Source organism: Lysobacter sp., assembly GCA_013141175.1.
Classification (GTDB): Bacteria; Pseudomonadota; Gammaproteobacteria; order Xanthomonadales; family Xanthomonadaceae; genus Lysobacter_I.
In genome coordinates this window covers 992330-1016589 of record JABFRN010000001.1, presented here as the reverse complement: position 1 = coordinate 1016589, position 24260 = coordinate 992330, and the positions used below count along the sequence as shown (strand labels likewise).

Genomic DNA, 24260 nt, shown 5'->3' with positions numbered 1-24260 from the left:
TGGCCTTTCCCGGTTGCCCTGCGTTTCATCCGACTTCTTCAGCCTGCCGATCTTGCGGGGACCAGAACGATGGCACTGCATCAGGTGGTCGCCGTTTTCGACCAGACAGGCCTTGTAGCGGCCCTCCCAGAGCGTGCCGGTCCGGCGGTATCGGTCATTGATGTAGCGCACGTAACGCCGGCCCGGCGATTGCATCACCCGGCCGGTCGCGCCCTCCGTCATCGGCGCGACAAGCAGGTGGACATGGTTGGTCATCAGCACATAGGCACGCACCGCGCAGCCTTCAGGCATGGCGATCTCACGCAGATCGTTGCGATAGCGGAGGCGGCGTCGGCGAAGAAGCAAGGCTGGCGATCGTTGCCGCGCTGGATGACGTGCTGCGGCACTCCGGGCACATCAAGTCTGGTCGGGCGTGGCATGGCGTGAATGAGCACAGGGAAGAAGTGCCCGTCATGCTGATGCTGCGTCGTGAGCCGGTCTGTCGGGCTGGGCCGCTACGCGTTGTCGGGAAAGTCCACACTGACCCCGGTTTTCCCCGCGCCACCACCACTGCATCGAACACCTCCATACGAGGATTGTCCTCGCTTTTGGGTGTCCGAGAAATCAGGGGTGGCTCACTCCGCCCCCTGCTTTCCTGTTTTCACGCATCAAGAGTCGCAGGCTATTTCCAAGCGCCCAGATAACCCGTTTCGGCATTCTTTTCGTGAACTTCCCGTCGATACTCCAGCCAGATGAGATCCGCCCAGTCGTTCATGGCGAACCTTTCGTAACGAGGGATCCTGGCGATCTCGTGGAGAAAGCCTCGACTGATCCCGGAGGCGAACCGCTCCACGCTGTACGTATTGCATTCCAATAGAATGCGCTCGAACGGCCAATGCTTGAATGCATAGCTCGCGCCCGCAATGAATCCGTACGTGCTCGCGCCGGTCTTTTTATGCTGTGGCGACGCAATGCATGCCATCTTCGCGTGGCCGCTCGCCAAGTTGGCATCGTAGATGGAAACGTAGCACACCGGGACTTGAGAGGATTCGGGAATGCACAGAAAGTGGGCAAGCGTGCCTGCCCACAAATGCGTCCCGAAAGCTTCCGGGTCCGGAGTCGCGCCTCGATACCGCCAAACACGCGCGTTCTCGATCGCGGTGAACCACTGGTATAGCATATCGACGTCAGCCGGCCGAACGGGTTTGAGTTCGATCTTCATTGTGTTTTACGAGCTCCCTGGGCCGGTTCCGATCCGACATTCACCCCGGAAAACGACGGGAATTCCTGCCGCAGCGTCCGCATGATTTCGTTCTCGGCATTCGACATCCAATCGCCAGCTCCCGACGAGGAAAGGCACCGCGCATCTGCGGCGTAGATCCTCATCTCCAGAGTGCGAAGCTCCGTCCGAACGTTTTCCGGAATTTCCTGGAAGGATTCGTTGGTCGACTCGCTGAGCGCCTCCTTCTCCGCTTCGCTCAATCCCCTTCGCTCGAATGATTGCATCAGAGCTTCTTGCAGATGTTTCTGCAGGAAATCTTCCGCCATCGCGCGTGATTCGTAGGGGCCATATCGCGTCCGATACCCGGCCAAAGCCATGCACGCTCCCCATGATTCGTTCAAATCCCGATAGGCCTTCGATTCGCCATACTCCCTCATCAGCGCGCTCGTGCGCGCATGCATGTCCGCAGGCGCGAGATTGTCGTTGATGACGCTGGCTGTGCGCACGGCGCATTTCGAAGCGACATCTTCCGCCTTGGCGGCTTGTTCTTTCGTAAGGGTCGGCGGTCTTGCTGGCGCTGCCGAGGCCTTTCCAGTCGCCTCCAACGATTCCAGATACTCCTCGACCACACCGAACCCATACTTGCTTCGAAACGCCGCGATGTCATTCCCCTTCAGACTGGCGGTTTGGCTTCTCGGTTCGTCCATCGAGTCTTCCGCGGGAGGCGTCAGCCCGTTTTCCGAATAGCATTTCGCCCGCTCATCAACGACCTTCCTGCTGATGCGTTGATGCAATGCGTCCGACTGCACGACGCCGAGATATCGATTCAGCGCATCGCCTGGACGTTTTGTGAAGAACGCGGAAGCCGTCGCTATGGTAACGGCTTCCTTGCGCGATTGGACGTGCGTTGGATTCCCGCCATCGAGCGGGTCGCCCTGCCCGACTGCAACGACAGGCGGATCGCTATCGCGGGATATGACGCTCCACGCCGAACGGCCAAGCATCAGGATCAGCGCCGCGACCGCGACCGCGATGCCGATGGCAGTCGTCTTGTTCCGCCAAGCTGGCATCTTCGACGACTACCAGCTGCAGTTGCTGGTGAACGTGTTGTCCGGTTCGCTCCACGCCTTCAGCAGGCCGAACGTATTTTGATCGCGGATGGTGATCAGGTTGTAGTTGGCGCAATATCCCTGAAAATTATTGCCCCATGTCCTCACATCGGACATTTTCCGAATTTCATAGTGGACGTGCTTGCTGGTGGTCCCGGAATTGGACATTTTCATCAGCACCTGACCGGCAGCCACATAGTTGTCTTTGTTGACCTGGCGGTTTTTCCCGTGGCAGTACAGCTTGCCGTATCCGGCGCCGCTGGCCACATTCCCGGTCCGAACAGCGGTTCCACAGCCATCCACGTTCTGAACGATGCCTCCTTGCGTTTCGTAGATCGGGGAGTCCGCCATGCCGGAATCGAACAAGTCGATCGACCAGTAATTGGTCGTGTTGGACCCCTGCACACACGTGTAATCGTGGCAATATCCGTTCCTGATATTGCCTTGATGCATGACTTCATTGCGCAGGAGGTTGTGCACGGTCTCCGCATGCGCCACGTTGGCGGAAGCAATGGAGACCAAAGTTACGATGGGGGGGACAACCGCGCGCTTGTAGTTCGTCAGGGTGGATCTTTTTTTACTGCCGGCCAGATAATGGTTCCTGTTCGATCGCGACATGTTTTTGCCTCCATGTAAAAACGCGAGATGGCGCCGAATCGTCTACGGAGGTCAGTCGTGTCATGACTGCCCCCGAGATACAGCGCGTTCCTTGGTGCATTCCAAGCCGAAACCAGACGAGGTTTCGCTGTCCTTGAGGCGTCAGCCGCTATCCTTGATGACGCTCGCGGAATCAATAACATCAAACCATGAGGAATACAACCCGAAAAACGGGACAGGCGTTTGCTTTTCGCACAAAGCGGTCTCCAAAGCCCGCAGCGCCTGATCGAAATGTCGCGATCAACATCGTATCTGCCGCCTACGCAGCCTTCCGGGTGTTGCATCGATCATTTGAATCCGCGTGCACCTCCTTTGGACAATCCGCCATCGGTTGAGTTCGATGGTGCATGACGCCTTCGACTTATGCACCCTACGTCTGTATCGAGGACTCCCCTGCGCCGATAACAGAGGCGCCCCGAAAATCCGGGGCGCCTGGGACTCTCACTGCGCAATCGCTTGCACGGCGTCCACGACGTTGCCGAAATAGCAGGTGGTGGTGGCTGTGGTGGGCGCGTAGACGGCAGTGCTGTTCGTGGTGTAAGTGGCGCCTGTTTGCAAATTCCGGCAGCTCAGCCTGACGAGGTAGCGGCCACTCGCGCACTGGGCGCTGCCACGTCCGAAGTAGGAGCTGCCGCTCTGGTGAACCCACTCACGCCAGGTGGCGCAGCCGCTCATTCCCGACGGCCTTGGATCGGCTACTGCGAACACGGACTCGGCCCGATTGCCGGTATTGCAACTGGTTGTGGTCGTGTTGGGCGCGTTCACCGCGGCACCACCGGTGACGATGTATCCCTGGCCCGTCTGAACGTTGCGGCATTGGATGTACACCTTATAGCGCCCGGTGTCGCATTGGACCCGTCCCAGGCCGTAATAGTAATTCCCGCCCGAGTTGATCCATTCAGCCCAAGGCGTACAGCCGGTGAGCACGCCCACAGGCCTTGGATCCTCCACAGCGAACACCCCCTCCGCCGTGTTCCCGGTGTTGCATGTGGTCGATGCAGTGGCGGGCGCATTGACGGCAGCGCCTCCATACACCACGTATCCGACCCCCGTTTGCTGGTTGCGGCAGAGCAGCTTGATCGTATAACGGCCACCGGTGCACTGCACGTTGCCGCGGCCGTAATAGTAATTGCTGCCTTCCTGCACCCATTGCGTCGAGGTGCTGCAGCCGGTAGGAGCCGCCGCGCGTGCCGGGACGGCGAAGAGATGCTGCGCGGCGAACAAAGCCGCGATGGTCGATATGAAGCCAAGCCTTGATTTGATCATCGTTCCTCTCCTTTTGAGCAATGACACGGAGATCGCTCCGTGGGGTGTGGACATCCTCTTCAGCATGCAGCGTTGGCGAACCTATCTTGCCGCGGCACGGACCTGCAATGATTAGAATGAGGGAATGGGCGTTGGTTCTCGATTCCGGCACGAAATCGCCGGGAATCGGTACCGTCGACAATGCCATGGCGGCCCGCTTGGCCGCCAGTGCTCAGGCCGAGCGGCCGGACGAGGCGCGTTCGCTGCGCCGATAGCCGATGGCTTCCGCCACGTGAGGCCCCAGAATGACATCGCTGCCCGCAAGATCAGCGATCGTCCGAGCCACCCGCAGAATGCGATGCATCGAACGCGCCGACAACTGCAACAGATCAATCGCGTTCTCCAGCATCGCCTGATCATCCGGCGCGAGCCGACACACCGCATTCGTTTCCGATTGATCGAGGTGCGCGTTGCAGCGTCCCGCGCGTTGTCTTTGGACTTCGCGCGCACGAATCACACGTGCACGAACCACATCACTGGATTCGCCCGGCGGCGCATAGGGGCGCAGTTCGGCCGGCGGTAGTCGCGGGACTTCCACATGCAGGTCGATGCGTTCGAGCAGCGGGCCTGAAATTTTTCCTCGATAACGCAGGATCGCTTCAGGATGACAGCGACATCTTCCCGAGGGATCGCCAGCCCAGCCACAAAGGCAGAGAGGCGTTGCCTTTTTGCCATTTGTGCGGATTCGCCGTAAGTCGCTGATTCAAAAGGAAAGGGGCTTCGAGCCCAAGACCTTGGGCGAGCACATACGCCGTCGCCGGCTCGTTTTGTCGATCACCCAAGAAGAGGCGGCGCGCCAGCTCGGCGTGAACGCCTGGACGGTTCTCAATTGGGAGGCGGAGGAGACGAAGCCGGCAATTCAGTTCATCCCGGCCCTTGTCGAGTTCCTCGGCTATGACCCGGAGCCGGTCGATCAGGGAACACTCGTCGGCCAACTGGTGGCGAAGCGCCGCGAGCTCGGCATCTCCAAGCGACAAGCAGCCCGCTCCCTTCGCATCGACCCCGGCACCTGGGCCGGTTGGGAGCCGGTGCAAGGATCGCGAGGGAGGCCCATAGGAGGGTGGTGGAGGTGTTTTTGGGCTCAGACGCAGGCTAGCGTTGGAGCCTCCGAGAATGGCGGGACGGTTCAGTTGTGGGTGTCCCGGTTTCACCAGCTGCGGAACAGCGAGCGATCGGCCTCCTCGCGCGCGCTTCTGGCGTCGTCCAGGCGACCGGTCAGCACATGGACATGGGCGATCCGAAGCATCAAGGAGGCATGGCTGTCGTGCCCGCCCTGCGAGCGCGCCAGCCCTGCCGCCTCGCGGTAATTCGCAAGCGCGGCGTCGAGGCGCCCCGACTGCTCTTCGGCCTGGCCCAGGCGCTCCAACACCATTTGCAGGGGCCCCGATTGGCCTCCTGCGCGCGCGTTCTTCTCGAGGACGCGAAGGACTGCGATCGCACGCTCGTTGAAGCCGAGATCAATGAAAGTATTGGCGATCATGACTTCGGTGCGGAGCGTCGCGTTCGGCGCTTCGCGCGTCCGATCCAGCGCCAACACTTCGCGCAGGGTGGTCAGCGCCTGCGCGTAACGGCCCTGGTCGCTTTCGTTGAACGAGCGCAGAAAGAGCGCGCCGGAGCGCAGGCGTGGATACTGCCGGCGGTCGGCGAGTCGCAGCACTTCGTTCACCGGCACGATGTAGTCGGTGCGGTTGCCCTGGTCGAACAACGCGTACGCCTTGCACATCAGGTATTCCATCCGCACCAGAGGTTCGCGTTGCGCAAGCGCTCCGGCGAGCCCGGTCTCGGCCCGCGCCAGCGAAGCGTCGGCGCCATCCATTATGGTGACGCAGCGATAGGCATCGAGGCGCGCGCTGCGCACCGGGTCGTTCGGAGGCAACGCGTGCGCCAGTTCGATGATCCTGGCCTTATGAGCAGCCTCGTCCGCCATTTCGTCATCCCCGCGCACGCCATACCGGCTGGCCAGTGTGTCGAACAGAAGGCCCGGGCTTGCCGCCGCCGACCGGGCCTGCGTCGCCGTGACGCCCTGCGCGTGGAGCTTCGTCGGCAGCAGCCAGGCGATGGCGAAGAGAACGAGGAGAGGCGTCCGGTCCATGTGCGAATCATGTCAGATGCATGCGGCGTTTGGCGTTCCGGCGGTGATATTCGTGGTGGTGCAGAGATCGGGACAGCCACAATTCGGTGAATCCCAACATGCCGCTCGATCCTATTGCCCAATGAAGTAGTGGGTGTCCTAAGTCCTTTAAGCCGAAACGCCGCATTCGTTTCTGATTGATCGAGAGGCGCGTTGCAGCGTTCGGCGCGACTTCGCGCGCACGGGGCACGCATGCGCGAACCACGTCGCTGCCTTCGCCGGGTTGGGCATCGGGGCGCAACTCGGCGGGCCAATTGGGGGCATGCAACCCGAGCATTGAAGCCATGGATCGATTTCAACTTTGCGATTGATCAAACATAAGTAAACAAGGGCTTCCGGCACAGATAGCGAAATTCACATTGCGTCCCTGCGGTAGCGGATTCACGGCAACAATTGACAACCAAATCGCCAGGCAACGAGACTTCGATCACGCTTCATCATCAACATTGGAGCGCATTTCACAGGGGGAATGCCGGATGGCTAGGGAAGGCGCAGGAGAAGCATCGGCTTTATCGCTAGACGGCGTCTCGATACCGATGGCGCTCACCGCCATCGCACTGCGCTTCATTGGCGATATCTCCGCTCACGGCGGAGGACTCAACGCCGAAGACTGCCACCACGACCGCAAACGCTGTGGCTATCACTGTCATCGTGGCGGTGGTGCTTCATCGCATAGTGATGCTGTGTCGACCAACAGTCTTGCGCCGTCGCGGATCGCACCTCTGCGCGTGCCGCGGGATCCGAGTGTGTTTGCGAACTGTGCCGCAGCGCGTGCAGCGGGTGCGGCGCCGGTGAAACGTGGCGAGCCGGGATATGGGACGCATCTGAATCGTGATGGAGTGGCGTGCGAGCCGAGGCAAAAATGATGCGGGAGTGATGCTTTTGTGAGCGAAAAGAAAGACCGGAATGTGGTTGCTGCTACGTGACCATGGAACAGCTAGTGAAAATATATTTTTTTTGTTTCTGACGAATATGAGAAGTGAATCTGACCCTGTCAGCTAAATTTCTACTCTGACCCCAATTTTATAAAATTGCATTTCTGCATGTGTCAAACAGTACTTCATTAGCCTGTTAAAGGTTGATTCGTGGTTCGAGTGCTCGAAGGTCTTGTCCAAGGAGAATGCAATTGAAAGCGATGAATGATCTATTTTTCAGAGGGAGTGCCAAGCAAGGATGCGGTACTGAAGGTATGAGATTGCTCCAACCAGTACTTTTATGTTTGGTCGCCATGCTGTGTGGGTGTCAGTCGCTGATAGGGATGCCAAAATCTGACGTGAAACCACCGCTGGTCACGGAGAACGCTAATAAATTCACTTTGCAAACAGAATGCAACACCCAAGCGACGCTCAGATATACACATGATACGAAGGAGCGCAATGCTTGGATTAATAATGCGATGACTTGTATCAACGACAACCACCATGAGTTCGTGAGAGAGCTAAGACGCAGCGAAGCTGGCTGGGGAATCGCAACGGGGATCACCACTTTAGCGCTGGGCATAGCCAGTTCACTGACACCTTCATCTGGTGTAAAAGCCAACTACGCTGCAGCGAGTCTGCTAATCACCGGCAGTGACGAAGTTATAAACAAGGAGGCCTTTCTCGAACAGACCGTCACCGCGCTCATTGCTGCCATGGATGCGAATCGAAAGAAAGCTTTGGTGCCAATCATCAGGGGAATGAGCGCAAGTGTTGATCTCTACCCAATCGGGCTAGCGCACGAAGACTTGTTGGCCTACCAGAGGGCCGGAAGCTTGATGGCTGGTCTGACCTTTGTATCCGCAAACGCGCAAACTTCGATCGAGGAGAGCAACACAGAACTCGCCAAACTTCGCGAGAATGTCCCACTAACTGATGCGGAGACGAAAAGGCGTGAATGCCTGACTATGGTGTTAGAAGCTATTAAGATAGCTCATAAAGAGACTGACCAACCCAGACTTTATGCAGCGTATCGGAACGTCCATCCTTCGGCTGTCAATCTTGCAAGCGTGAGTGATCTGGTGGAAGAGATTAAAATAAAGCATCGATTCCACGATGACAAAGCATTTGACGAAGCACTCATCGAGCAACTCAAGAAACAAGGGTTCACCGTGCCCTGTGGAGGAAGTTGAACATGGCCAGTCAGAAATTTCCGGGTAATCTGCCACTCGCGGAAGCCGCTAATCGTATCTATCAGGTCGAAGTAGGTGGATTCACATTTGTTGGCTGTGAAATCAAGCAGGATTGGAACGTTATCGAATTTACTTCTGCTAATCTTTCGCCCAAGCTTTTGCTATTACCGGCGAACGAAACAGCGCCTGCAAATGCAACGATAAGCTGGTCTGGCAAGATGCTGGTAGGCGGCAAGGAAACGAAGGTAAGGGCATACCGTATGCATGACGCATTGGTGCCGATGGCATCGGCCGAATCCTTGCTCGCGGGTTCCATGAATGAATCAGTGTCCGAACCTAATGCAGGCATCCTCAGCAGGGAGACATTGGTCGGCAGAGCACTATCCGCTGTTAATTCCGAAACAGTTTATACGCTTCAGAATAAAGTCAATCCGAAGTTGGCCGCCGAGCGTTGGCCTGAGTCAGGCATGCGTACCGACTGTTCAAGTTTTGTGGCTTGGTGCCTGCGTATTTCCGTCAAGGTGTCGCATCCACTCTATGTAAAAGTAAATGGCGGCTGGTTCGAAACCACTGCTGTCTATAAGGACGGTATCCATCAGACTGGATTTTTCAGCGCGGTTGAGCAGGCTAGACCGGGAAGTCTGCTGGTATACGGCGACCAATCCGGTAAGGAAGGCCACATTGGTATCGTTGTAGAAGTAGATGGCCCGGGCGTGGCAGGTGTACGCAAGGTCGTCCATTGTTCTAGTGGGAACTACAAGAAGCATGGCCGCGCCATTCGCATGAGCAATGCTGCAGTCTGGATTAAAAATGATAAGACGATCATTGTAGATTACGAAGGTTTTTCTCAGGATTGATTGATCCACTTGAATAACTTATGCACTATCAAAATCAAATAGACAGAAATTTACAGTTGCTGGCTGGGTAGCCCACTCGCCATTATCTCAGAAACGGAAACGGAAACGGAAACAGGGCCAGAGCAGATTTTTCCAGCAGAGCCAAAAAAGACCACACGAAACAGGAGTCAGTGTCGTCTTTTTTTAGTTCTGCAGGGAAAGCCTACTCTGAGCCAAATTTCCCGATGGATTGTTCGATGGGTCGCACGCCCGGTTGGATACTGGGACGCCCACAATTCAGAAAATCGCGAAACGCCGCTAGCCACTTCTCAGACAGGTTTCGTCATTGTGGATCCTCGTGATCAGCGCATTGCCCTATGAAGTAGTGGGTGTCCCAGCCTTTGGTGATGATGAGTTAGTTGGTGTCTCGGTCTTGCTCCAAAACGCGAGGCGGTATCAGATGTCAACCTTTCCATCGGGCGTAGCATTTTTCCTCATGCCCTGCTGCTCGGAGCAAGCCGATGTAACCGTTTGGTTCCTCTCGCGGTTTCGCTTTTGACGGGCACCAGGGAAATAGCGAGCATCTCAATACCAACCCAAATGTGGGGTCGAGTAAGCGTCAGCTTCCTAATCGAGGATCTAGTTATGTACTTACGAGGCTTAAGTTTTTTTGTCATATTCATGATCTTGCCATTGGAAGGATTTACTCAATCGCAGATACTCAGAAGTGTTCCATCGAATGACGAGCTTGTAGCACGATTATCGGAACTAAGCTCAGATAAAACGCCACTTCCAGACGATCTGAACATTCTCTACGACTTAAATTCACGATACGAAGACGAACTCGCCACTTATCGACGAGCATTGGCTTCGATCAAGCCTAAAGATAACTCAAACGCCATCGATAAGGCCAAAGCGGAGGCTGCGTCAGCGATCACAGAGCTCAGAACCATTGATTGCAAAATTGCCGCCAAAGATATTCTCACTAGACTCCGCAAGTCGCTCAATGATTCGTACAGAGCAATATCGGACACAATTTTTATGCATGACTTGGAACCTGACGATCCGTGGCGGCGAGAGGATGGAGGGGTGGCATCCAATGGAAATACCTGTGAAGCACTTAAATCATTTATCGGTGACGATACAAAACAAGAAGCAATCATCAATTTCTTCGACACAGTAAAAGAAAAATATGAGGAAGATGCAAGAGCACGAGAGGCGCTTCGAGGCAACCTTCAGAAGGTGATTGAACTCTTGCAGACAAGAAAAGCGGATGTTCAGCAACTTCTAAATGAAAAAACAAGTCAGCAACAGCTCAGCGGATCGCTGTGGATTGTTATTTCTGTAATCGGTCTATTCAGTATTGGAGCGATACTTTGCGTAAAGCTCTTCTCCGAAAATATTCAAATGGAATGGGTTACTTCCGGGCAAGTTATACAATTCGTAACCGTGATGATACTGCTGAGCGTTATCATGGCATTGGGATTGGCAGGCATTCTTAAGGAAACTACCTTAGGAACCTTGCTTGGAGGCATCGGTGGTTACGTCCTTGCCCAAGGAGTCGGCCGCGCTGCTGCCAGAGAAGTTTCGCGGGAGCGAAGCGGTGGGAGCTAATCTAGACGCTCCAGTCGACTGTTTTGCATTTGCTTCGCTACGGCAGAGCGGCGGCTGAGCTAGTGCTTTAGGAGCTCAAGACCGGGACACACACGATCTAGAAAAGCTCGACACTCCGCTAGCCGCTGCTTAGACAGGTGTCGCCACTATGGTTTCTCGCGGTCACCGCATTGCCAAATGAAGTAGTGGGTGTCCCTCTAGGAGATTGGGACACCCACAATCAAGACATGCCGTTGGCATTTTCCCTGACTGGATTCGCCAGCCGTGTATTTCAAATTCAGGGCAGAGATTGTGAAAAAGAGACGAATCCCATCCTGTGAATGGTAGATCGCGGACATTGATGACAATGCTTACGGAGAGCGCAATATGAAAAATATTCCATATTTCATGGTTACGAACCGCAACGCTGAATCGGATGGCTGGGGCTCTCAACGCGTCGACAAGCTGGTCTGCTACACCTGCCCAGCCAAGTCTGCCCCGACCAAAGCCAGTAATTGGGAAAAGTTGGACGGCGGGAAGCTCGTCAAGGCCTTGCAGGAAATCGCATCGACGTTTCCGGTCATCCACGATTTTAACAATGAGGATCAGAAGCATCTCTCGCTGTTTGTACACGGTTACAACAACACCTGGAAAGAATCTGTGGAGCGCTATCGGCAACTCAAGTCCGACCTGTTTGAAGCAACTGATCTTGGCTGTCCCATGCTTTTCAGTTGGCCCTCAAACGGTTCCGCAGCCGGATACCTTCCCGACAGGGAAGATGCACGCGACTCTGGAACCCAGACAGCAGAGCTCTTCGTCAAACTTCATGACGTGGTGTCTGTCCAGGAACGCAATGCGGCCGATGCAGACAATCTGGAACTGCAATGTCGCGCCAAAATCTCGGTTATCGCACATAGCATGGGGGGCTATGTTGTCCAGAAGGGCCTCGCTGTTGCGGCAAAGCGTTTAAACAGCCCGCAGCTGATCACCCTGATTCATCAACTCGCGATGGTTGCCGCCGATGTCGATAACGACATATTCCAGAAAGAGAAACCCGAGGATAGCGACGGAAGCCTGATGGCGAACTTATGCTACAGAATTGGCGCTTTATACACTGGGCTGGACGAGGTGCTTGGCGCTTCTGCGGGGCTAAAGCACTTCGGCACACGCAGGCTTGGACGTAGTGGTCTGGCAGATGGGAATTCGGTTTGGGACAACGTATTTGATTGGGACGTCTCCGACGTTATCGATCGACGAAAGAAGATCCATTCAGCGGTTTTCGATTCGCCCAAGAGTCTTGCGCTTCTCGAGAAAATTCTTCGAGGTGTGGACCGCCATCACCTTAAAGACTGATCAGGGCGACTCTGCGAGCAAATTTCAATACAACATCGGGCCGGGTTAGCTTCCCACCGTTCAAATAAAACGGCGCACCACGCCTTCGACTTGTGCGCCCTACGAAAAACAGGGGTCAGTGTGGAATGGCGCTTACTTAAGCCCCGTCATCCCCGCGAAAGCGGGGATCCAGCGCCTTCGCTTGGTCAAGAAAGCCTGAAGTCACTGGATTCCCGCCTACGCGGGAATGACACAAATCTGGATGCCGTGCTTAAGTAAGTGCCATTCGGGTCAGTGGGGCCTTTCTCCAGTTGCAATGGTGGGCTGAAGGCCGCCCGATGATCTCACGTCGCTCGTGACGATATTGCCCGCTCCCCACGCCGATACCCAATAGCCTCAGCTACATGCGGCCCAAGAATATCCGCACTACCAGCAAGATCAGCAATCGTCCGCGCCACCCGCAGAATGCGATGCATCGACCGCGCCGAGAGCTGCAACAGATCAATCGCGTTCTCCAGCATCGCCTGATCATCCGGCGCAAGCCGACACACCGCATTCGTTTCAGATTGATCGAGATGCGCGTTGCAGCGGCCTGCACGTTGTCGTTGCACTTCGCGTGCACGCACAACGCGAGTACGCACCACATCACTGGATTCACCGGGGGGCGCATCGGGACGCAATTCCGCCGGTGGCAATCGCGGCACTTCCACATGCAGATCGATGCGTTCGAGCAACGGCCCTGAAATTTTTCCTCGATAACGCAGGATCGCTTCAGGATGACAACGACATCGCCCCGAAGGATCGCCCGCCCAGCCACAAGGACAAGGATTCATCGCTGCAACCAACTGGAAGCGCGCCGGAAACTCGCTCTGCCGCGCTGCGCGTGAGATGGTCACGATTCCGGATTCCAGCGGTTCGCGCAGCACTTCCAGCGCGCGGCGGTCCCATTCAGGCAATTCGTCCAGAAACAGGACGCCGTTGTGGGCGAGTGAGATTTCGCCGGGACGCGGTTCGGCGCCGCCGCCGACCAGAGCGACGGCGCTGGCGGTGTGGTGCGGGCTGCGAAAGGGGCGGGTGCGCCAGCGGGTGGGGTCGAGGCCGCGTCCGCTGATCGATGCGATGGCGGCGGTTTCCAGCGCGTCGACTTCGCTGGCTTCCGGCAGCAGGCCGGGCAGGCGCGAGGCGAGCAGGGTCTTGCCGCAGCCGGGCGGGCCGACGAGGAGCAGGTGATGGCTGCCCGCGGCGGAGATTTCCAGTGCGCGCCGCGCGCGCGTCTGTCCGCGCACGTCGCGCAGGTCGGGGCCGTAGTCGTAGGCGCTGGCGGGTGCGATCGCGGCCGGCAGCGAGCGGTGTCCGCACAGATGGCCGCAGACTTCCAGCAGCGTGCGTGCGGTATACGCCTCGACTTCGGACGCGAGCGCGGCCTCGGCGCCGTTGAAGACGGGCACGATCAATTTGCGGCCGTGCTCGGCGGCGGCCAGCGCCGCCGGCAGCACGCCGTCGATGCTGCGCAGTTCGCCGGTGAGCCCGAGTTCGCCGAGGAATTCGTATTCGTTCAAGGCCTGCAGCGGAATCTGCCCGCTGGCGGCGAGGATGCCCAGCGCGATCGGCAGGTCGAAGCGGCCACCGTCCTTCGGCAGATCCGCAGGCGCGAGATTCACGGTGATGACGCGGGTGGGAAAGTCGTACTGCGCGCACTGGATCGCGGCGCGAACGCGGTCCTTGGCTTCGCGGACCGCCGCTTCGGGCAGGCCGACGATGGACATGCGCGGCAACCCGCCGGCGAGAAACACTTCGACTTTCACGGCGGGCGCGCGCACGCCGGTGCGTGCACGGGTGTGCACGAGCGCAAGGGTCATGGTGGCGGCCCTCAGGCTTGGGGTGGCGAGGTGTCGCCGGCGTCGCGTTGGGCGAGCTGTGCTTCCAGCTGCTCGACCAGCGTCCGCAGCTCGTCGAGCTGGGTCCGGGTGCGGGCGAGCACCGCGCGCTGAACGTCGAACTCTTCGCGGGTGACCAGATCGAGTCTGGCCAGGCCGGATTGCAGCGCGGCCTTGAAGTTGTCCTGCATGTCCTCGCGGCCCTCGCGCAGCGCGGGGGGCACCAGGCCGCTGAGGCGGCGGGCGAGGTCGTCGATCTGGCTGAGGTCGATCATGGGCATGTCCTGTGGATTGTAGCGCGGGCCCCAGCATCCCGCGCCTGTCGTGTCGGAACCATCGGGGAAAACCGCGCATGGGCGTCGGGAAAGTCTGACCCGGCCGTCAAGCCCGCGTTGGGCCATTGCGAGCACTTGCATGCCCTGCAGTGATACTTTAGTGTCACTTCATGCGCACTGAACTCGTCACCACGCTGAAGCGTCAAGCGACTGAACTCCTCTCGGATATCGAGCGGGACAAAGAGCCCATTCTCATTACTCAACACGGGCTGCCCAGCGCTTATTTGATCGACGTTGAGACCTATGAGCGCATGCAGCAACGGATGACCATCCTTGAGGGCATCGCGCGTGGGGAGCAAGCGGTTGCCGAAGGCCGTGTCGCGACTCACGATCAAGCCAGGACGCGCCTCGCCAGATGGCTGAAATAGTCTGGTCGGACCCAGCACTGAGCGACCTGGATGCGATAGCCGATTACATCGCATTGGAAGACCCGGCTGCGGCATCCGTGATCGTCAGACGCGTCATCGAGCATGTGGGTCAGCTGGCCGAGCATCCCGAAAGCGGCAGTCGGCCACAGGAACTGAAGCGATCCCGTTATCGTCAGATTGTCGAGCCGCCCTGCCGTATTTTCTATCGTTTTGACGGACAGACGGTCTTCATCCTGCACGTCATGCGTTCCGAGCGACTGCTCCGCAAAGCGAAACTCGCATCGCGCGTCAAACGGACAAAGGTTTGATGGTCCGAACAAGTCGACTCTGTGCCGTGGCGTCAGCCGGGTCCACGCGCTACGCTGATGCGCGTCCGTGGTCCCGCCACCGACGCAGGCGTTATCCTCTACCCCCATTCCCGCAGCGCCCCGGAGCCCCGACATGAAAATGGTCATGGCCATCATCAAGCCCTTCAAGCTCGATGACGTGCGCGAGGCGCTGGCCGAGGCCGGCGTCGCCGGCATCACCGCCACCGAGGTCAAGGGTTTCGGCCGCCAGAAAGGCCACACCGAGCTGTATCGCGGCGCCGAGTATGTGGTCGATTTCCTGCCGAAGATCAAACTCGAAGTCGCGGTGGTCGATGAGCAGGTCGACAGCGTCGTCGAAGCGATCATGAAAGCCGCCGGCACCGGCAAGATCGGCGACGGCAAGATCTTCGTATGGGATCTGGAACGCGTGGTGCGCATCCGCACCGGCGAGATGGACGGGGACGCGCTCTAGCCGCGCGTCCCGATGTCGATCACTCGGCGGGGCGCGGCGACCATTTCTTGCCGAAGAATCCGCCGATCTCCCGGAACGACCGGTGGTTCAGCGGGAACTCCAGCACGACATGCATGAAGCTGAGGATCAGCAGCAGCGCGAAGCCGAGCAGGTAGTTGTGGAAATACACGGCCACCGAGCCGAGCCACAGCGCGACGATGATCGTGCCGCGCAGCGGTGGAATCCGCGCCCAACCGATCAGCTGTACCTTCGAGAACCAGTTGAGGTAGTGGTAGAGGTAGGCCAGCGCCAGCACGCGGGTGATCAGGATGCTGGCCGGGTGTTCGATGATTTCGGTCCGGTCGAACGTGAGCCCGGCATCGCCGAGGATCAGATCGTTGATTGCGCTGAGGGTGCCGATGAAGCTGCGTTCGGCCCATGGCGAAGCGGCGGCGCTCCAGTCCAGCGGCGCCAGCCAGCACAGCAGCGGACACAGCAGAAAGGCCATCGCTGCGCCGGCGCTGTCGCGGCTCGGTCGGCGCAACCAGCTCAGCAGCATGAACAGTCCGGTGAACACATAGACATGGATCAAGGTCGGCAGATAGCCGGCCAGCGACTCGGCGAACAGGAACGTGCGCGCCAGGAGATAGCAGGCGGGAACCAGCACTGCGAGCAGCAGCAGGCGCTTGACCCAGCCGGGGGTGGCGGCCAGCACCAGCGGGAAACCGAAGATCGAGAACAATGCGCCGTTCTCGACCGCGAGATGCAGTGCGCTCTTGTCCACGCTCGCGACCGAGCCGATGGCGATGATCAGCACCAGGCCGCCGGCCATCAGCGGCCAGATGTCGCGGCGACGTGCAAGAAAGTAATTGCGGTCGTGCAGCCACGAGATTTCGGTCATGTAGTGCAGCGGACCGAGCACGGCGTAGGCCAGCAGCAGGGTCTCGAACGGCCAGCGAATGGCGAACAGCATCGACACCGCGATCAGTACGGTGTTCAGTCGGTCGAGGTTGGGGCCGCCGGCCATGGCTTCGGATCTCTGCGATGTCGAGCCCGATGGTACAGGCGATCGGCCTGCGCGACGTCCGGAATCGTCATCCGCCCCGATATGGCATCAGTGCGTGGCGTCATCCTGCAGCGATTGCGGGGTGGCTCGTCGAACGCTTCCGCGCTGGAACACGCGATACAGGCCGAACGCGACTGTCCAGCAGAGCATGGCGGTCCACAGGTCGTGCGAGAAGAAATGCGCACCGCGAAACTGCTGCGCGATGCCGAAGATCACGCCGACGCCCGCGCCGATGGCCAGCCCGCGCCAGCGCAGGTGCGGGCGGGTCATCAGGAAGAAGAAGTAGAGCGCCATCCAGGCGTAGCCGCCGCTGGCGTGTCCGGCCGGAAAACAGCGGCCATCGGGAAGTCCCCCGGGCCGTGTGGCGAACACGCTGATGTAGGGGCGGTCGCCGCCGAGCCCGACGATGTCCCAAGGACAGTCGATGTTCGACCAGGATTTGATCCACGAGATCAGCAGCGTCGCCAGCAGGACCGCGAGCAGCAGGTAGCCGAGCGGCCTGCGCCATGGCCGCAGCGACTCGCGTTTCAAGGCGACCAGCCAGTACACGAGCACCGCCACCCATGCGGCGATGGTGAGATCGTGCCCGCGTTTGTGGATCAGCGTTTCGGTCAGGAAGGCCTTGCGCAGTGGCCAGCCATCGCCTTGCCCGGCGAAGAGGCCGTGGGCGAGCCGCCAGTCGAGGTGTTGCCACGTGATCAGCGCGATGAGCGCCGCGAAGACCAGCAGCGGTATCCACAGATGCGTCCACCACATCGAAGTCGGTTGCGCCGGGGAATTGCCGACATCCAGCGTAGACGACCCGTGGCCGCCCTGCGGGTGGCCCGAGGCTGGTTCCGACATGAAGGATTCCCGACATTCGCTGCGAATCTTGTAACCGTATCGTCTTAAGCGAAGATGAGGGGAATGTTGGAAAGCCGTTATTCCCCCAGCGCCTCGGCCACGAACGGCGGCAGCGTCGACGCGCCTTTGTGGATTTCGGCGCTGTAGTACTTCGATGCGAACGTCCTGGCGCGCGCATCGGCTTCGCGGAAGTCGAAGCCTCCGGACTTCTTCGCCAGCGTCGCGCTCCACCAGCCGGTCGGATAGCAGGGCTGCGGGAACGGCAGGGTCTGGAAGCGCGCGAAGCCGGCCTTGCCCATTTCGGCGCGCATTTCCTTGATCAGATCCAGCAGCACCAGCGGCGACTCCGACTGTTGCACCAGGATGCCGTCGTCCTTCAGCGCGCGGAAGCAGCTTTCGTAGAAGGCCTTGTTGAACAGGCCTTCGGCGGGGCCGACCGGATCGGTGGAATCGACGATCACGATGTCCAGACTGCCCGGCGCGCAGTTCGCCATGTAGGCGATGCCGTCGTCGAACAGCAGCTCGGCGCGCGGGTCGTGGTTGGAGTCGCACAGCTCCGGAAACCATTTCTCGGACATGCGCGTGACCTGTTCGTCGATGTCGCACTGCACGGCCTTTTTCACGCCGGGATGCTTGAGCACTTCGCGCAGCGTGCCGCAGTCGCCGCCGCCGATGATCACCACGTGCCGCGGATCCGCGTGGGTGAACAGCGCCGGGTGCGACATCATCTCGTGATAGAGGAAGTTGTCGCGGGTGGTGAGCATCATCGCGCCGTCGATGAGCATCAGATTGCCCCAGTCGGTGCTTTCGTAGATCTCGATCTTCTGGAACGGCGACTGCACTTCGTCGAGTTTCCGGGTGATGCGATAGCCGATGGCCGAACCGGCGGGCTCGAAGTTCTCGTAATGCCAGGTGGGTGCGGTCATCGCGGCGGTTCCGGAAACGGTCTTGGGGCGCGAATTGTACCGGAGCGCTTCCGCTACGATAGCCGGCCACGGGAGGAGCCGGCCACAGGAGGCGCGGATGGCGGCGAAAGCTTCGGAACAACGCTACAGGGCCCTGATCGAACGGCTGCAGGCGCAGGCCCGCGAGGCGCCGCAGGCGTATCGCGCCCGGGTGGCGATGCTCGCGGCGCTGGGCTATGCCGTCCTCGGACTGATCCTGCTGGTCGCGGTGGGCCTGCCGGTCGGGATCGTGATCGCGCTGCTGGCCAGCGGGCGCGGGTTCGATCCGTGGGCGTTCATGGTGTTGCTGCCCCAGGGCGTGTTCGCGGTGGTGGTGGTGCGCGCGCTGTGGCTGCGTTTCGACCCGCCCTCGGGCTATCGCCTGGCACCCGGCGATGCGCCCGCGCTGGAGGCCGAGATCGAGCGCCTGCGTCTTGCGGCCGGGGCGCCGCCGCTGGAGGCGGTGGTGATCGACAGCGATCTCAATGCCGCTGCGGCGAGCCTGCCGCGCCTGCTCGGTCTGTCGGGTTATCGGCATTATCTGGTGATCGGCCTGCCGCTGATGCGGCTGTTGGATGGCGCCGAACTGTCGGCGGTGATCGCGCACGAGTTCGGCCATTTCCGTGGCGGTCACGGCCGTTTTTCCGGCTGGATCTACCGCGTGCGCATCGGCTGGTTCCGGCTGGTCGACGCCATGGCGCGCAGCGGTGCCGCGATGTCGCGGCTGTTCGTGAAGTTCTTCGAATGGTACGCGCCGTATTTCAACGCCTACAGCTTCGTGCTGGCGCGCGAGGACGAATACGAGGCCGACGCGGTCAGCGCGCGGGTCGCGGGCGAAGCGGCGCGGGTGTCGGCGCTGATCCGCCTGGAGCATGCGTCGCAATGGCTCACGCGCCGTTTCCTGCCGAATCTGCAGGCGCGGATGCGCGCGCAGCCGCAGCCGCCCGCGCAGTACAACGCGCTGTTCGCAGCGGCGCTGCGCGAATTGCCGCCGATCGATATCGCGCGCCTGCTGGCCAGCGCCGAACGCGACAACGATCTCACCGACACCCATCCGACGCTGCCGCAGCGCGTGTCGGCGGTCGGTGCGCCGCCGGTGCTGCGGCTGCAGGATGCGCCTGCGACGACCCTGCTGGGCGAGGCGCTGGCGAAGATCGAGCGCACGCTGGACGAGGTGTGGCGCGAGGAAACACGGAAACCGTGGGCAGCCGCCTACGCCGGGGCGAAGGCGGATCGCGAGCGTCTGGACGCACTGGAACGCCGCGGCGAGTGGGACGCGGCCGAAACCCTGAAACATGCGCAACTGGTGGACAGTTTGCGCCCGGACTTCGACGCCGCACTGCTGTACGACCGCGCGATCGAGCGCGCGCCCGACAGCGCCAGCGCGCACGTCCGCGCCGGCGTGCTGCGGATCGACGCCGACGATGCCGCAGGCGTCGAACATCTGCGCCGGGCGATGACCCTGGATGCCGGCGCGATCCGGCCGGTGTTCGAGAAGCTTCGCGGCTACGAACGCGACGGTACGCTCGCGCCGCGCGTGGCCGATGCGCTTGCGGCGCTGCGCGAGGAGTTCGCCGAGCGCGCGAAGTCGCTGGAAGCCCGCGACGACGTGGCGGAAGACGACGATCTGATCGGTCACGATCTCGACGCGGCCTCCCTCGACGGCCTGCGCGAAGCGCTGGCGCGGGTCGAGCAGGTCGGCCAGGCGTGGCTGGCGCGCAAACGCTTCGATCTGGCCGAAGAACCCGCGCACTACGCGCTGCTGGTGACCTGGCGCGGTTCGGTCGCCAGCGAAGGGCCGGGGCTGAAGCGCGTTGTCGAAGCCCTGCGCCTGCCGGGCAGCGTCAGCGTGTTCACCGAAAGCGGGCACAAGGCCGAAGCGCGGCGCGTGCGTGGGCTGTGCGCGGAGCCGGTGTACCGGCGGCGGAGCTGAACGGGGCCGGGAAGCCGAGCGGCGGGTCGGGACCCGCCCCCGTGTCAAACCCATCCACGGGGCAGGCTCTACAATGCGCGTCCCCACGGCACCACCGGAAGCACGCCCATGACCGCCTGGTCGATCGACCACGCCCGCAAGACCTATTCGATCCCGCACTGGGCCGAAGGGTATTTCGATGTCGATGCGCAGGGCCGCATCGTGGTCCATCCGCAAGGTGCGCAGGCACCGGGTGCAGCGCTGCCGGCAATCGTCGACGCGGCGCAGGCCAGTGGTGCGAAGCTGCCGCTGCTGGTGCGCTTCCCGCAGATCCTCGGCGACCGCCTCGGCAAGCTGCAGGCAGCGTTCGCGCAGGCGCAGCAGGAGTGGGATTACGCTGGCGGTTACACCGCGGTGTATCCGATCAAGGTCAACCAGCACGCGGCCGTCGCCGGCACGCTGGCGTCGCATGCCGGTGAAGGCTTCGGTCTGGAAGCCGGCAGCAAGCCCGAGTTGATGGCGGTGCTGGCGCTGAGCCGGCCCGGTGGCCTGATCGTCTGCAACGGTTACAAGGACCGCGAATACATCCGTCTCGCGCTGATCGGCCGCAAGCTGGGCATGCAGACCTTCATCGTGGTGGAGAAACCGTCCGAACTGCCGCTGGTGATGGAAGAAGCCAAGGCGCTCGGGGTGAAGCCTGGTCTCGGCGTGCGCATGCGCCTGGCGTCGCTGGGCGCGGGCAAATGGCAGAACAGCGGCGGCGACAAGGCCAAGTTCGGACTGTCGCCGCGCCAGGTGCTGGATCTGTGGAAGACCCTGCGCGACGCGGGCATGGGCGACTGCCTCGGCCTGCTGCATTTCCACATGGGTTCGCAGATCAGCAACGTCCGCGATATCGCCAACGGCATGCGCGAAGCCACGCGCTACTTCGTCGAACTCTCGAAACTCGGCGCGACCGTCACCCACGTCGATGTCGGCGGCGGTCTTGGCGTGGATTACGAAGGCACGCGCTCGCGCAGCTACTGTTCGATCAACTACGGCATCCACCAGTACGCGTCGAGCATCGTGCAGCCGCTGGCCGAAGCCTGCGAGCAGTACGGGATCACCCCGCCGCGCGTCGTCACCGAATGCGGTCGCGCGATGACCGCGCATCACGCGATGCTGGTCACCAACGTCTCCGAAGTCGAACGCGCGCCGGAAGGCCGGGTGCCGCCCGCGCACGACGATGAAGCCGCGACCATCCGCCATCTGCGCGAGATCTATGCCGAGATCGATACGCGCCCGGCGGTGGAGTTGTTCCACGAAGCCCAGCATCATCACAGCGAAGGCCTGTCCTTGTATGCGTTGGGCCAGATCGATCTGATCGCCCGCGCGCGGCTGGACGATCTGTTCTATGCGATCGCCCACGCGGTGCGCGCGCGCCTCACCTACGACGAAAAAAGCCACCGCGATCTGCTCGACGAGCTCAACGAGCGCCTGGTCGACAAGTATTTCGTCAATTTCAGTCTGTTCGAGTCGATGCCCGACGTGTGGGCGATCGACCAGGTCTTCCCGATCGTGCCGATCGAGCGTCTCGACGAGCAGCCCGACCGGCACGGCGTGATCGCCGACCTGACCTGCGATTCCGACGGCAAGATCGATACCTACGTCGAAAACGAAGACCTGCACAGCTCGCTGCCGCTGCACGGGCTGCGCCCGGGCGAACGCTACCGGATCGGGTTCTTCATGCTCGGTGCGTACCAGGAAATCCTCGGCGACATCCACAATCTGTTCGGCGACACCGACGCGATCGAAGTGCGCGTCGGCGACGACGGCTTCAAGGTCACCCAGCAGCGACGCGGCGATACGACCGACGTGATGCTGGATTACGTGGGCTACAAGCTCGACGACCTGCGCCGCATCTATCGCGCCAAGGTCGGCGCGGTGGATCTGAGCAAGGGCGAAGCGGCGCGCTTGAACGAAGCGCTGGAAAACGGACTGACCGCCTACACGTACCTGAGCGACGAGCCGCTCTCGTAACGCATGTCACATCGCGTCCGCTGCGATCCCGTGCGCGCGGACACGCATTAGACTTCCGTTTCGCGGCGCGCCTCGTCCTTCCGACTCGGGCACGTCATGGTTCTTGCTCAAGCGCGTATCCCGATTTTCGTCGTTCCCGCGTTCGCGGGGATGACGGCCTCTCGGTGAGTGTCATCCGATCCCGGCACCGGTATCGCGCCTTTCCCGGAGTTTTCGATGCGGATGCCCGGTCTCGATCTGCTGCGCGCCATCGCGGTGGTGTGGACGATGCTCTTCCACTCGTTCCTCGTCGGCGGTCTCGGCGAAGACTGGTCGTGGCTGTCGCGCTACGGCTGGATGGGCGTCGACCTGTTCTTCGTCCTCAGCGGGTTCCTGATCGGCGCGCAGGTGCTGAAGCCGCTGGCCAGCGGCAGCCGGTTTTCGTTCAAGGATTTCTACGCGCGTCGCGCGTTCCGGATCCTGCCGGCGTTCTTCGCCGTGCTCGCCCTGTATCTGCTCTGGCCCGGTTTCCGCGAGGCGCCGGGCATGGAGCCGTGGTGGAAGTTCGCCGGCTTCTTCATGAATCTGTCGATCGACTACACGAACCATGCCGGGTTCTCGCACGCTTGGTCGCTGTGCGTCGAGGAGCATTTCTATCTTGCGTTTCCGCTGCTGGCGCTGGCGCTGCTGCGGCGACCATCGGCGAATGTCTTCGTCGCGGTCTGCGTATTCATCGTCGCGACGGGTATCGCGTTGCGCACCGGCACGTGGCTGCATTTCGATACGCTGGGTTCCGACCGCAACTGGTTCGTCGAAAACATCTATTACCCGACCTGGAACCGGCTCGATGGCCTGCTTGCCGGCGTGATCCTCGCGGTGTGGAAGACCTATCGCCCCGACCGCTGGGCGCGTGCGGCGACGCGTGCGAATCTCGTGCTGGTCGCGGGGCTGGCGACGATGGCGCTGAGCTTCTGGCTGTTCCGCGACCGCACCGGGCTGCTCGGCAACAGCATCGGCTGGCCGGTGTTGTCGCTGGGGCTGGCGCTGCTGGTGTTCGCGGGCGCGCAGACCGGCAGTTGGATCGGTCGTCGTGCGCTGCCGGGCGCGGGCTGGCTGGCGGCGGTGTCGTTCAGCCTGTATCTGGTGCACAAGCCGATCTACGGTCTGGTGCAGGCCCATCTGGGCGAGGCGCTGGAAGGACGGGGCCATATCGCGTTCGTGGTATACGGCATCGCTTCGCTGCTCGGCGCGGCGTTGCTGCATTATTCGGTGGAGCGGCCCGGGCTGCGGATCCGCGAGCGGCTGATGCGGCGGAATGCATCGCCGCATGCGACGCGAAGTATCGACGACACCCTGCTGGAGCGGTGAATGAAACACGGTATGCGCATCGTTGTGTTCGTTCTTGCGATGTCCGCAGGTTCGCCGGCGAGGATCGCGAGCGCAGCTCCGCAGAACGAGCCCGTATCGCAGTTGATCGCCATCGCGCGCAGCCCGCAGTTCCGCTGCGTCGCCGCACTGCTGCAGAAGATCGTCGATGATGCCGCCAGTCGCGGCCCGCAGCGGCTGTACATCGGCCCGATCGAACAGGACGGGGCCGCCGCGTTCGTACGCGTCTATTGGCCGCAAGCGCGCGTGATCCTGCTGATCGACTGGCCGGCGTCCTGCAGCGGCGAAGACATGCGTATCGACGATGCCGCGCTCGGCTGGTATCGCACCAAGGCGCGGATCGAACTGGACACCGATGTGGTGGCGACGGTGGACGAAGTCGCCGGCAGCACCTATCTGGTCGACAGGCCTTGGGTCGATGCCGTGATCGCCGCGTGCCTGAATGGCCACGCGCTGGTCGTGACGCCGTCCGTCGGCCACTGAGCACGGAACTGTGCG

The 24260-nt window shown here is 60.8% G+C and carries 24 protein-coding genes and 1 pseudogene; 13 read left to right on the top strand and 12 right to left on the bottom strand.

What is annotated here, in order from left to right; translation table 11 throughout:
* Positions 1-69 precede the first annotated feature (69 nt).
* The 6 genes and pseudogenes from HOP03_04700 to HOP03_04675 all read right to left on the bottom strand — a co-directional run bounded on the left by HOP03_04700 (position 70) and on the right by HOP03_04675 (position 4975).
* Positions 70-419: pseudogene (locus HOP03_04700) on the bottom strand (transposase).
* Between the two features lie 242 nt (positions 420-661).
* A complete protein-coding gene (locus HOP03_04695) occupies positions 662-1201 on the bottom strand; it encodes a hypothetical protein (protein ID NOT87464.1) in 540 nt (179 codons plus the stop codon).
* Positions 1198-2271 carry a hypothetical protein gene (locus HOP03_04690; protein NOT87463.1) on the bottom strand — a complete coding sequence of 358 codons (1074 nt, stop codon included), beginning with the start codon at positions 2269-2271 and terminating at the stop codon, positions 1198-1200. Before HOP03_04690 ends, HOP03_04695 begins: the two co-directional genes overlap by 4 nt.
* Before the next feature lie 9 nt (positions 2272-2280).
* The gene (locus tag HOP03_04685) at positions 2281-2928 is read right to left on the bottom strand and encodes a M23 family metallopeptidase (GenBank protein ID NOT87462.1); all 648 of its coding nucleotides are present in this window, start codon (positions 2926-2928) and stop codon (positions 2281-2283) included.
* 480 nt (positions 2929-3408) lie between these two features.
* Positions 3409-4260, bottom strand: coding sequence for a hypothetical protein (locus HOP03_04680; protein NOT87461.1), 852 nt, complete (start codon positions 4258-4260; stop codon positions 3409-3411).
* 184 nt (positions 4261-4444) lie between these two features.
* Entirely contained in the window at positions 4445-4975 is a 531-nt protein-coding gene (locus HOP03_04675; GenBank protein ID NOT87460.1) for an ATP-binding protein, read from the bottom strand.
* Here HOP03_04675 and HOP03_04670 point away from each other — a divergent pair.
* On the top strand, positions 4941-5579 hold the full coding sequence (locus HOP03_04670; protein ID NOT87459.1) for a helix-turn-helix transcriptional regulator: 639 nt from the start codon (positions 4941-4943) through the stop codon (positions 5577-5579). The genes HOP03_04675 and HOP03_04670 overlap by 35 nt on opposite strands.
* A gap of 792 nt (positions 5580-6371) precedes the next feature.
* On the opposite strand, the gene HOP03_04665 is transcribed toward HOP03_04670, so the two are convergent.
* Positions 6372-6689 (bottom strand): hypothetical protein, encoded by a 318-nt coding sequence (locus HOP03_04665; protein NOT87458.1) that lies wholly within the window; start codon positions 6687-6689, stop codon positions 6372-6374.
* A 190-nt stretch (positions 6690-6879) separates the two neighbouring features.
* On the opposite strand from HOP03_04665, the gene HOP03_04660 reads away from it, so the two are divergent.
* From HOP03_04660 to HOP03_04640, 5 genes are all read left to right on the top strand, one after another.
* Positions 6880-7269: an excalibur calcium-binding domain-containing protein gene (locus HOP03_04660; GenBank protein ID NOT87457.1), complete on the top strand. Its 390-nt coding sequence runs from the start codon at positions 6880-6882 to the stop codon at positions 7267-7269.
* A gap of 260 nt (positions 7270-7529) precedes the next feature.
* Positions 7530-8513 carry a hypothetical protein gene (locus HOP03_04655; protein ID NOT87456.1) on the top strand — a complete coding sequence of 328 codons (984 nt, stop codon included), beginning with the start codon at positions 7530-7532 and terminating at the stop codon, positions 8511-8513.
* Positions 8514-8515: 2 nt separating this feature from the next.
* Complete coding sequence (locus tag HOP03_04650) at positions 8516-9370, top strand: CHAP domain-containing protein (protein ID NOT87455.1); 855 nt, start codon at positions 8516-8518, stop codon at positions 9368-9370.
* Positions 9371-10030: 660 nt separating this feature from the next.
* Positions 10031-10963, top strand: a complete 933-nt coding sequence (locus HOP03_04645) for a hypothetical protein (GenBank protein NOT87454.1) — start codon at positions 10031-10033, stop codon at positions 10961-10963.
* A 366-nt stretch (positions 10964-11329) separates the two neighbouring features.
* Positions 11330-12295, top strand: coding sequence for an alpha/beta hydrolase (locus HOP03_04640; protein NOT87453.1), 966 nt, complete (start codon positions 11330-11332; stop codon positions 12293-12295).
* Positions 12296-12618: 323 nt separating this feature from the next.
* On the opposite strand, the gene HOP03_04635 is transcribed toward HOP03_04640, so the two are convergent.
* Both HOP03_04635 and HOP03_04630 read right to left on the bottom strand, forming a co-directional pair.
* On the bottom strand, positions 12619-14133 hold the full coding sequence (locus HOP03_04635) for a YifB family Mg chelatase-like AAA ATPase (protein ID NOT87452.1): 1515 nt from the start codon (positions 14131-14133) through the stop codon (positions 12619-12621).
* A gap of 11 nt (positions 14134-14144) precedes the next feature.
* Positions 14145-14426, bottom strand: coding sequence for an accessory factor UbiK family protein (locus tag HOP03_04630; GenBank protein NOT87451.1), 282 nt, complete (start codon positions 14424-14426; stop codon positions 14145-14147).
* A 170-nt stretch (positions 14427-14596) separates the two neighbouring features.
* On the opposite strand from HOP03_04630, the gene HOP03_04625 reads away from it, so the two are divergent.
* The 3 genes from HOP03_04625 (at position 14597) to HOP03_04615 (ending at position 15634) form a co-directional block, all read left to right on the top strand.
* A complete protein-coding gene (locus HOP03_04625) occupies positions 14597-14854 on the top strand; it encodes a type II toxin-antitoxin system Phd/YefM family antitoxin (GenBank protein ID NOT87450.1) in 258 nt (85 codons plus the stop codon).
* The gene (locus HOP03_04620; protein ID NOT87449.1) at positions 14842-15162 is read left to right on the top strand and encodes a type II toxin-antitoxin system RelE/ParE family toxin; all 321 of its coding nucleotides are present in this window, start codon (positions 14842-14844) and stop codon (positions 15160-15162) included. Before HOP03_04625 ends, HOP03_04620 begins: the two co-directional genes overlap by 13 nt.
* A 133-nt stretch (positions 15163-15295) precedes the next feature.
* Entirely contained in the window at positions 15296-15634 is a 339-nt protein-coding gene (locus tag HOP03_04615) for a P-II family nitrogen regulator (protein NOT87448.1), read from the top strand.
* 19 nt (positions 15635-15653) lie between these two features.
* Here HOP03_04615 and HOP03_04610 read toward each other — a convergent pair whose 3' ends face one another.
* From HOP03_04610 to speE, 3 genes are all read right to left on the bottom strand, one after another.
* Positions 15654-16640, bottom strand: a complete 987-nt coding sequence (locus HOP03_04610) for a hypothetical protein (protein ID NOT87447.1) — start codon at positions 16638-16640, stop codon at positions 15654-15656.
* Positions 16641-16727: 87 nt separating this feature from the next.
* Positions 16728-17522: a phosphatase PAP2 family protein gene (locus HOP03_04605; protein NOT87446.1), complete on the bottom strand. Its 795-nt coding sequence runs from the start codon at positions 17520-17522 to the stop codon at positions 16728-16730.
* A gap of 77 nt (positions 17523-17599) precedes the next feature.
* Positions 17600-18448 carry a polyamine aminopropyltransferase gene (gene speE, locus HOP03_04600; GenBank protein NOT87445.1) on the bottom strand — a complete coding sequence of 283 codons (849 nt, stop codon included), beginning with the start codon at positions 18446-18448 and terminating at the stop codon, positions 17600-17602.
* Positions 18449-18545: 97 nt separating this feature from the next.
* Between speE and HOP03_04595 the strand changes: the two genes are divergently transcribed.
* The 4 genes from HOP03_04595 to HOP03_04580 all read left to right on the top strand — a co-directional run bounded on the left by HOP03_04595 (position 18546) and on the right by HOP03_04580 (position 24245).
* Positions 18546-20399, top strand: coding sequence for a M48 family metalloprotease (locus HOP03_04595; GenBank protein NOT87444.1), 1854 nt, complete (start codon positions 18546-18548; stop codon positions 20397-20399).
* Between the two features lie 108 nt (positions 20400-20507).
* The gene (gene speA, locus HOP03_04590; GenBank protein NOT87443.1) at positions 20508-22397 is read left to right on the top strand and encodes an arginine decarboxylase; all 1890 of its coding nucleotides are present in this window, start codon (positions 20508-20510) and stop codon (positions 22395-22397) included.
* 216 nt (positions 22398-22613) lie between these two features.
* Entirely contained in the window at positions 22614-23744 is a 1131-nt protein-coding gene (locus HOP03_04585; protein NOT87442.1) for an acyltransferase, read from the top strand.
* On the top strand, positions 23745-24245 hold the full coding sequence (locus HOP03_04580; protein NOT87441.1) for a hypothetical protein: 501 nt from the start codon (positions 23745-23747) through the stop codon (positions 24243-24245).
* Positions 24246-24260 lie beyond the last annotated feature (15 nt).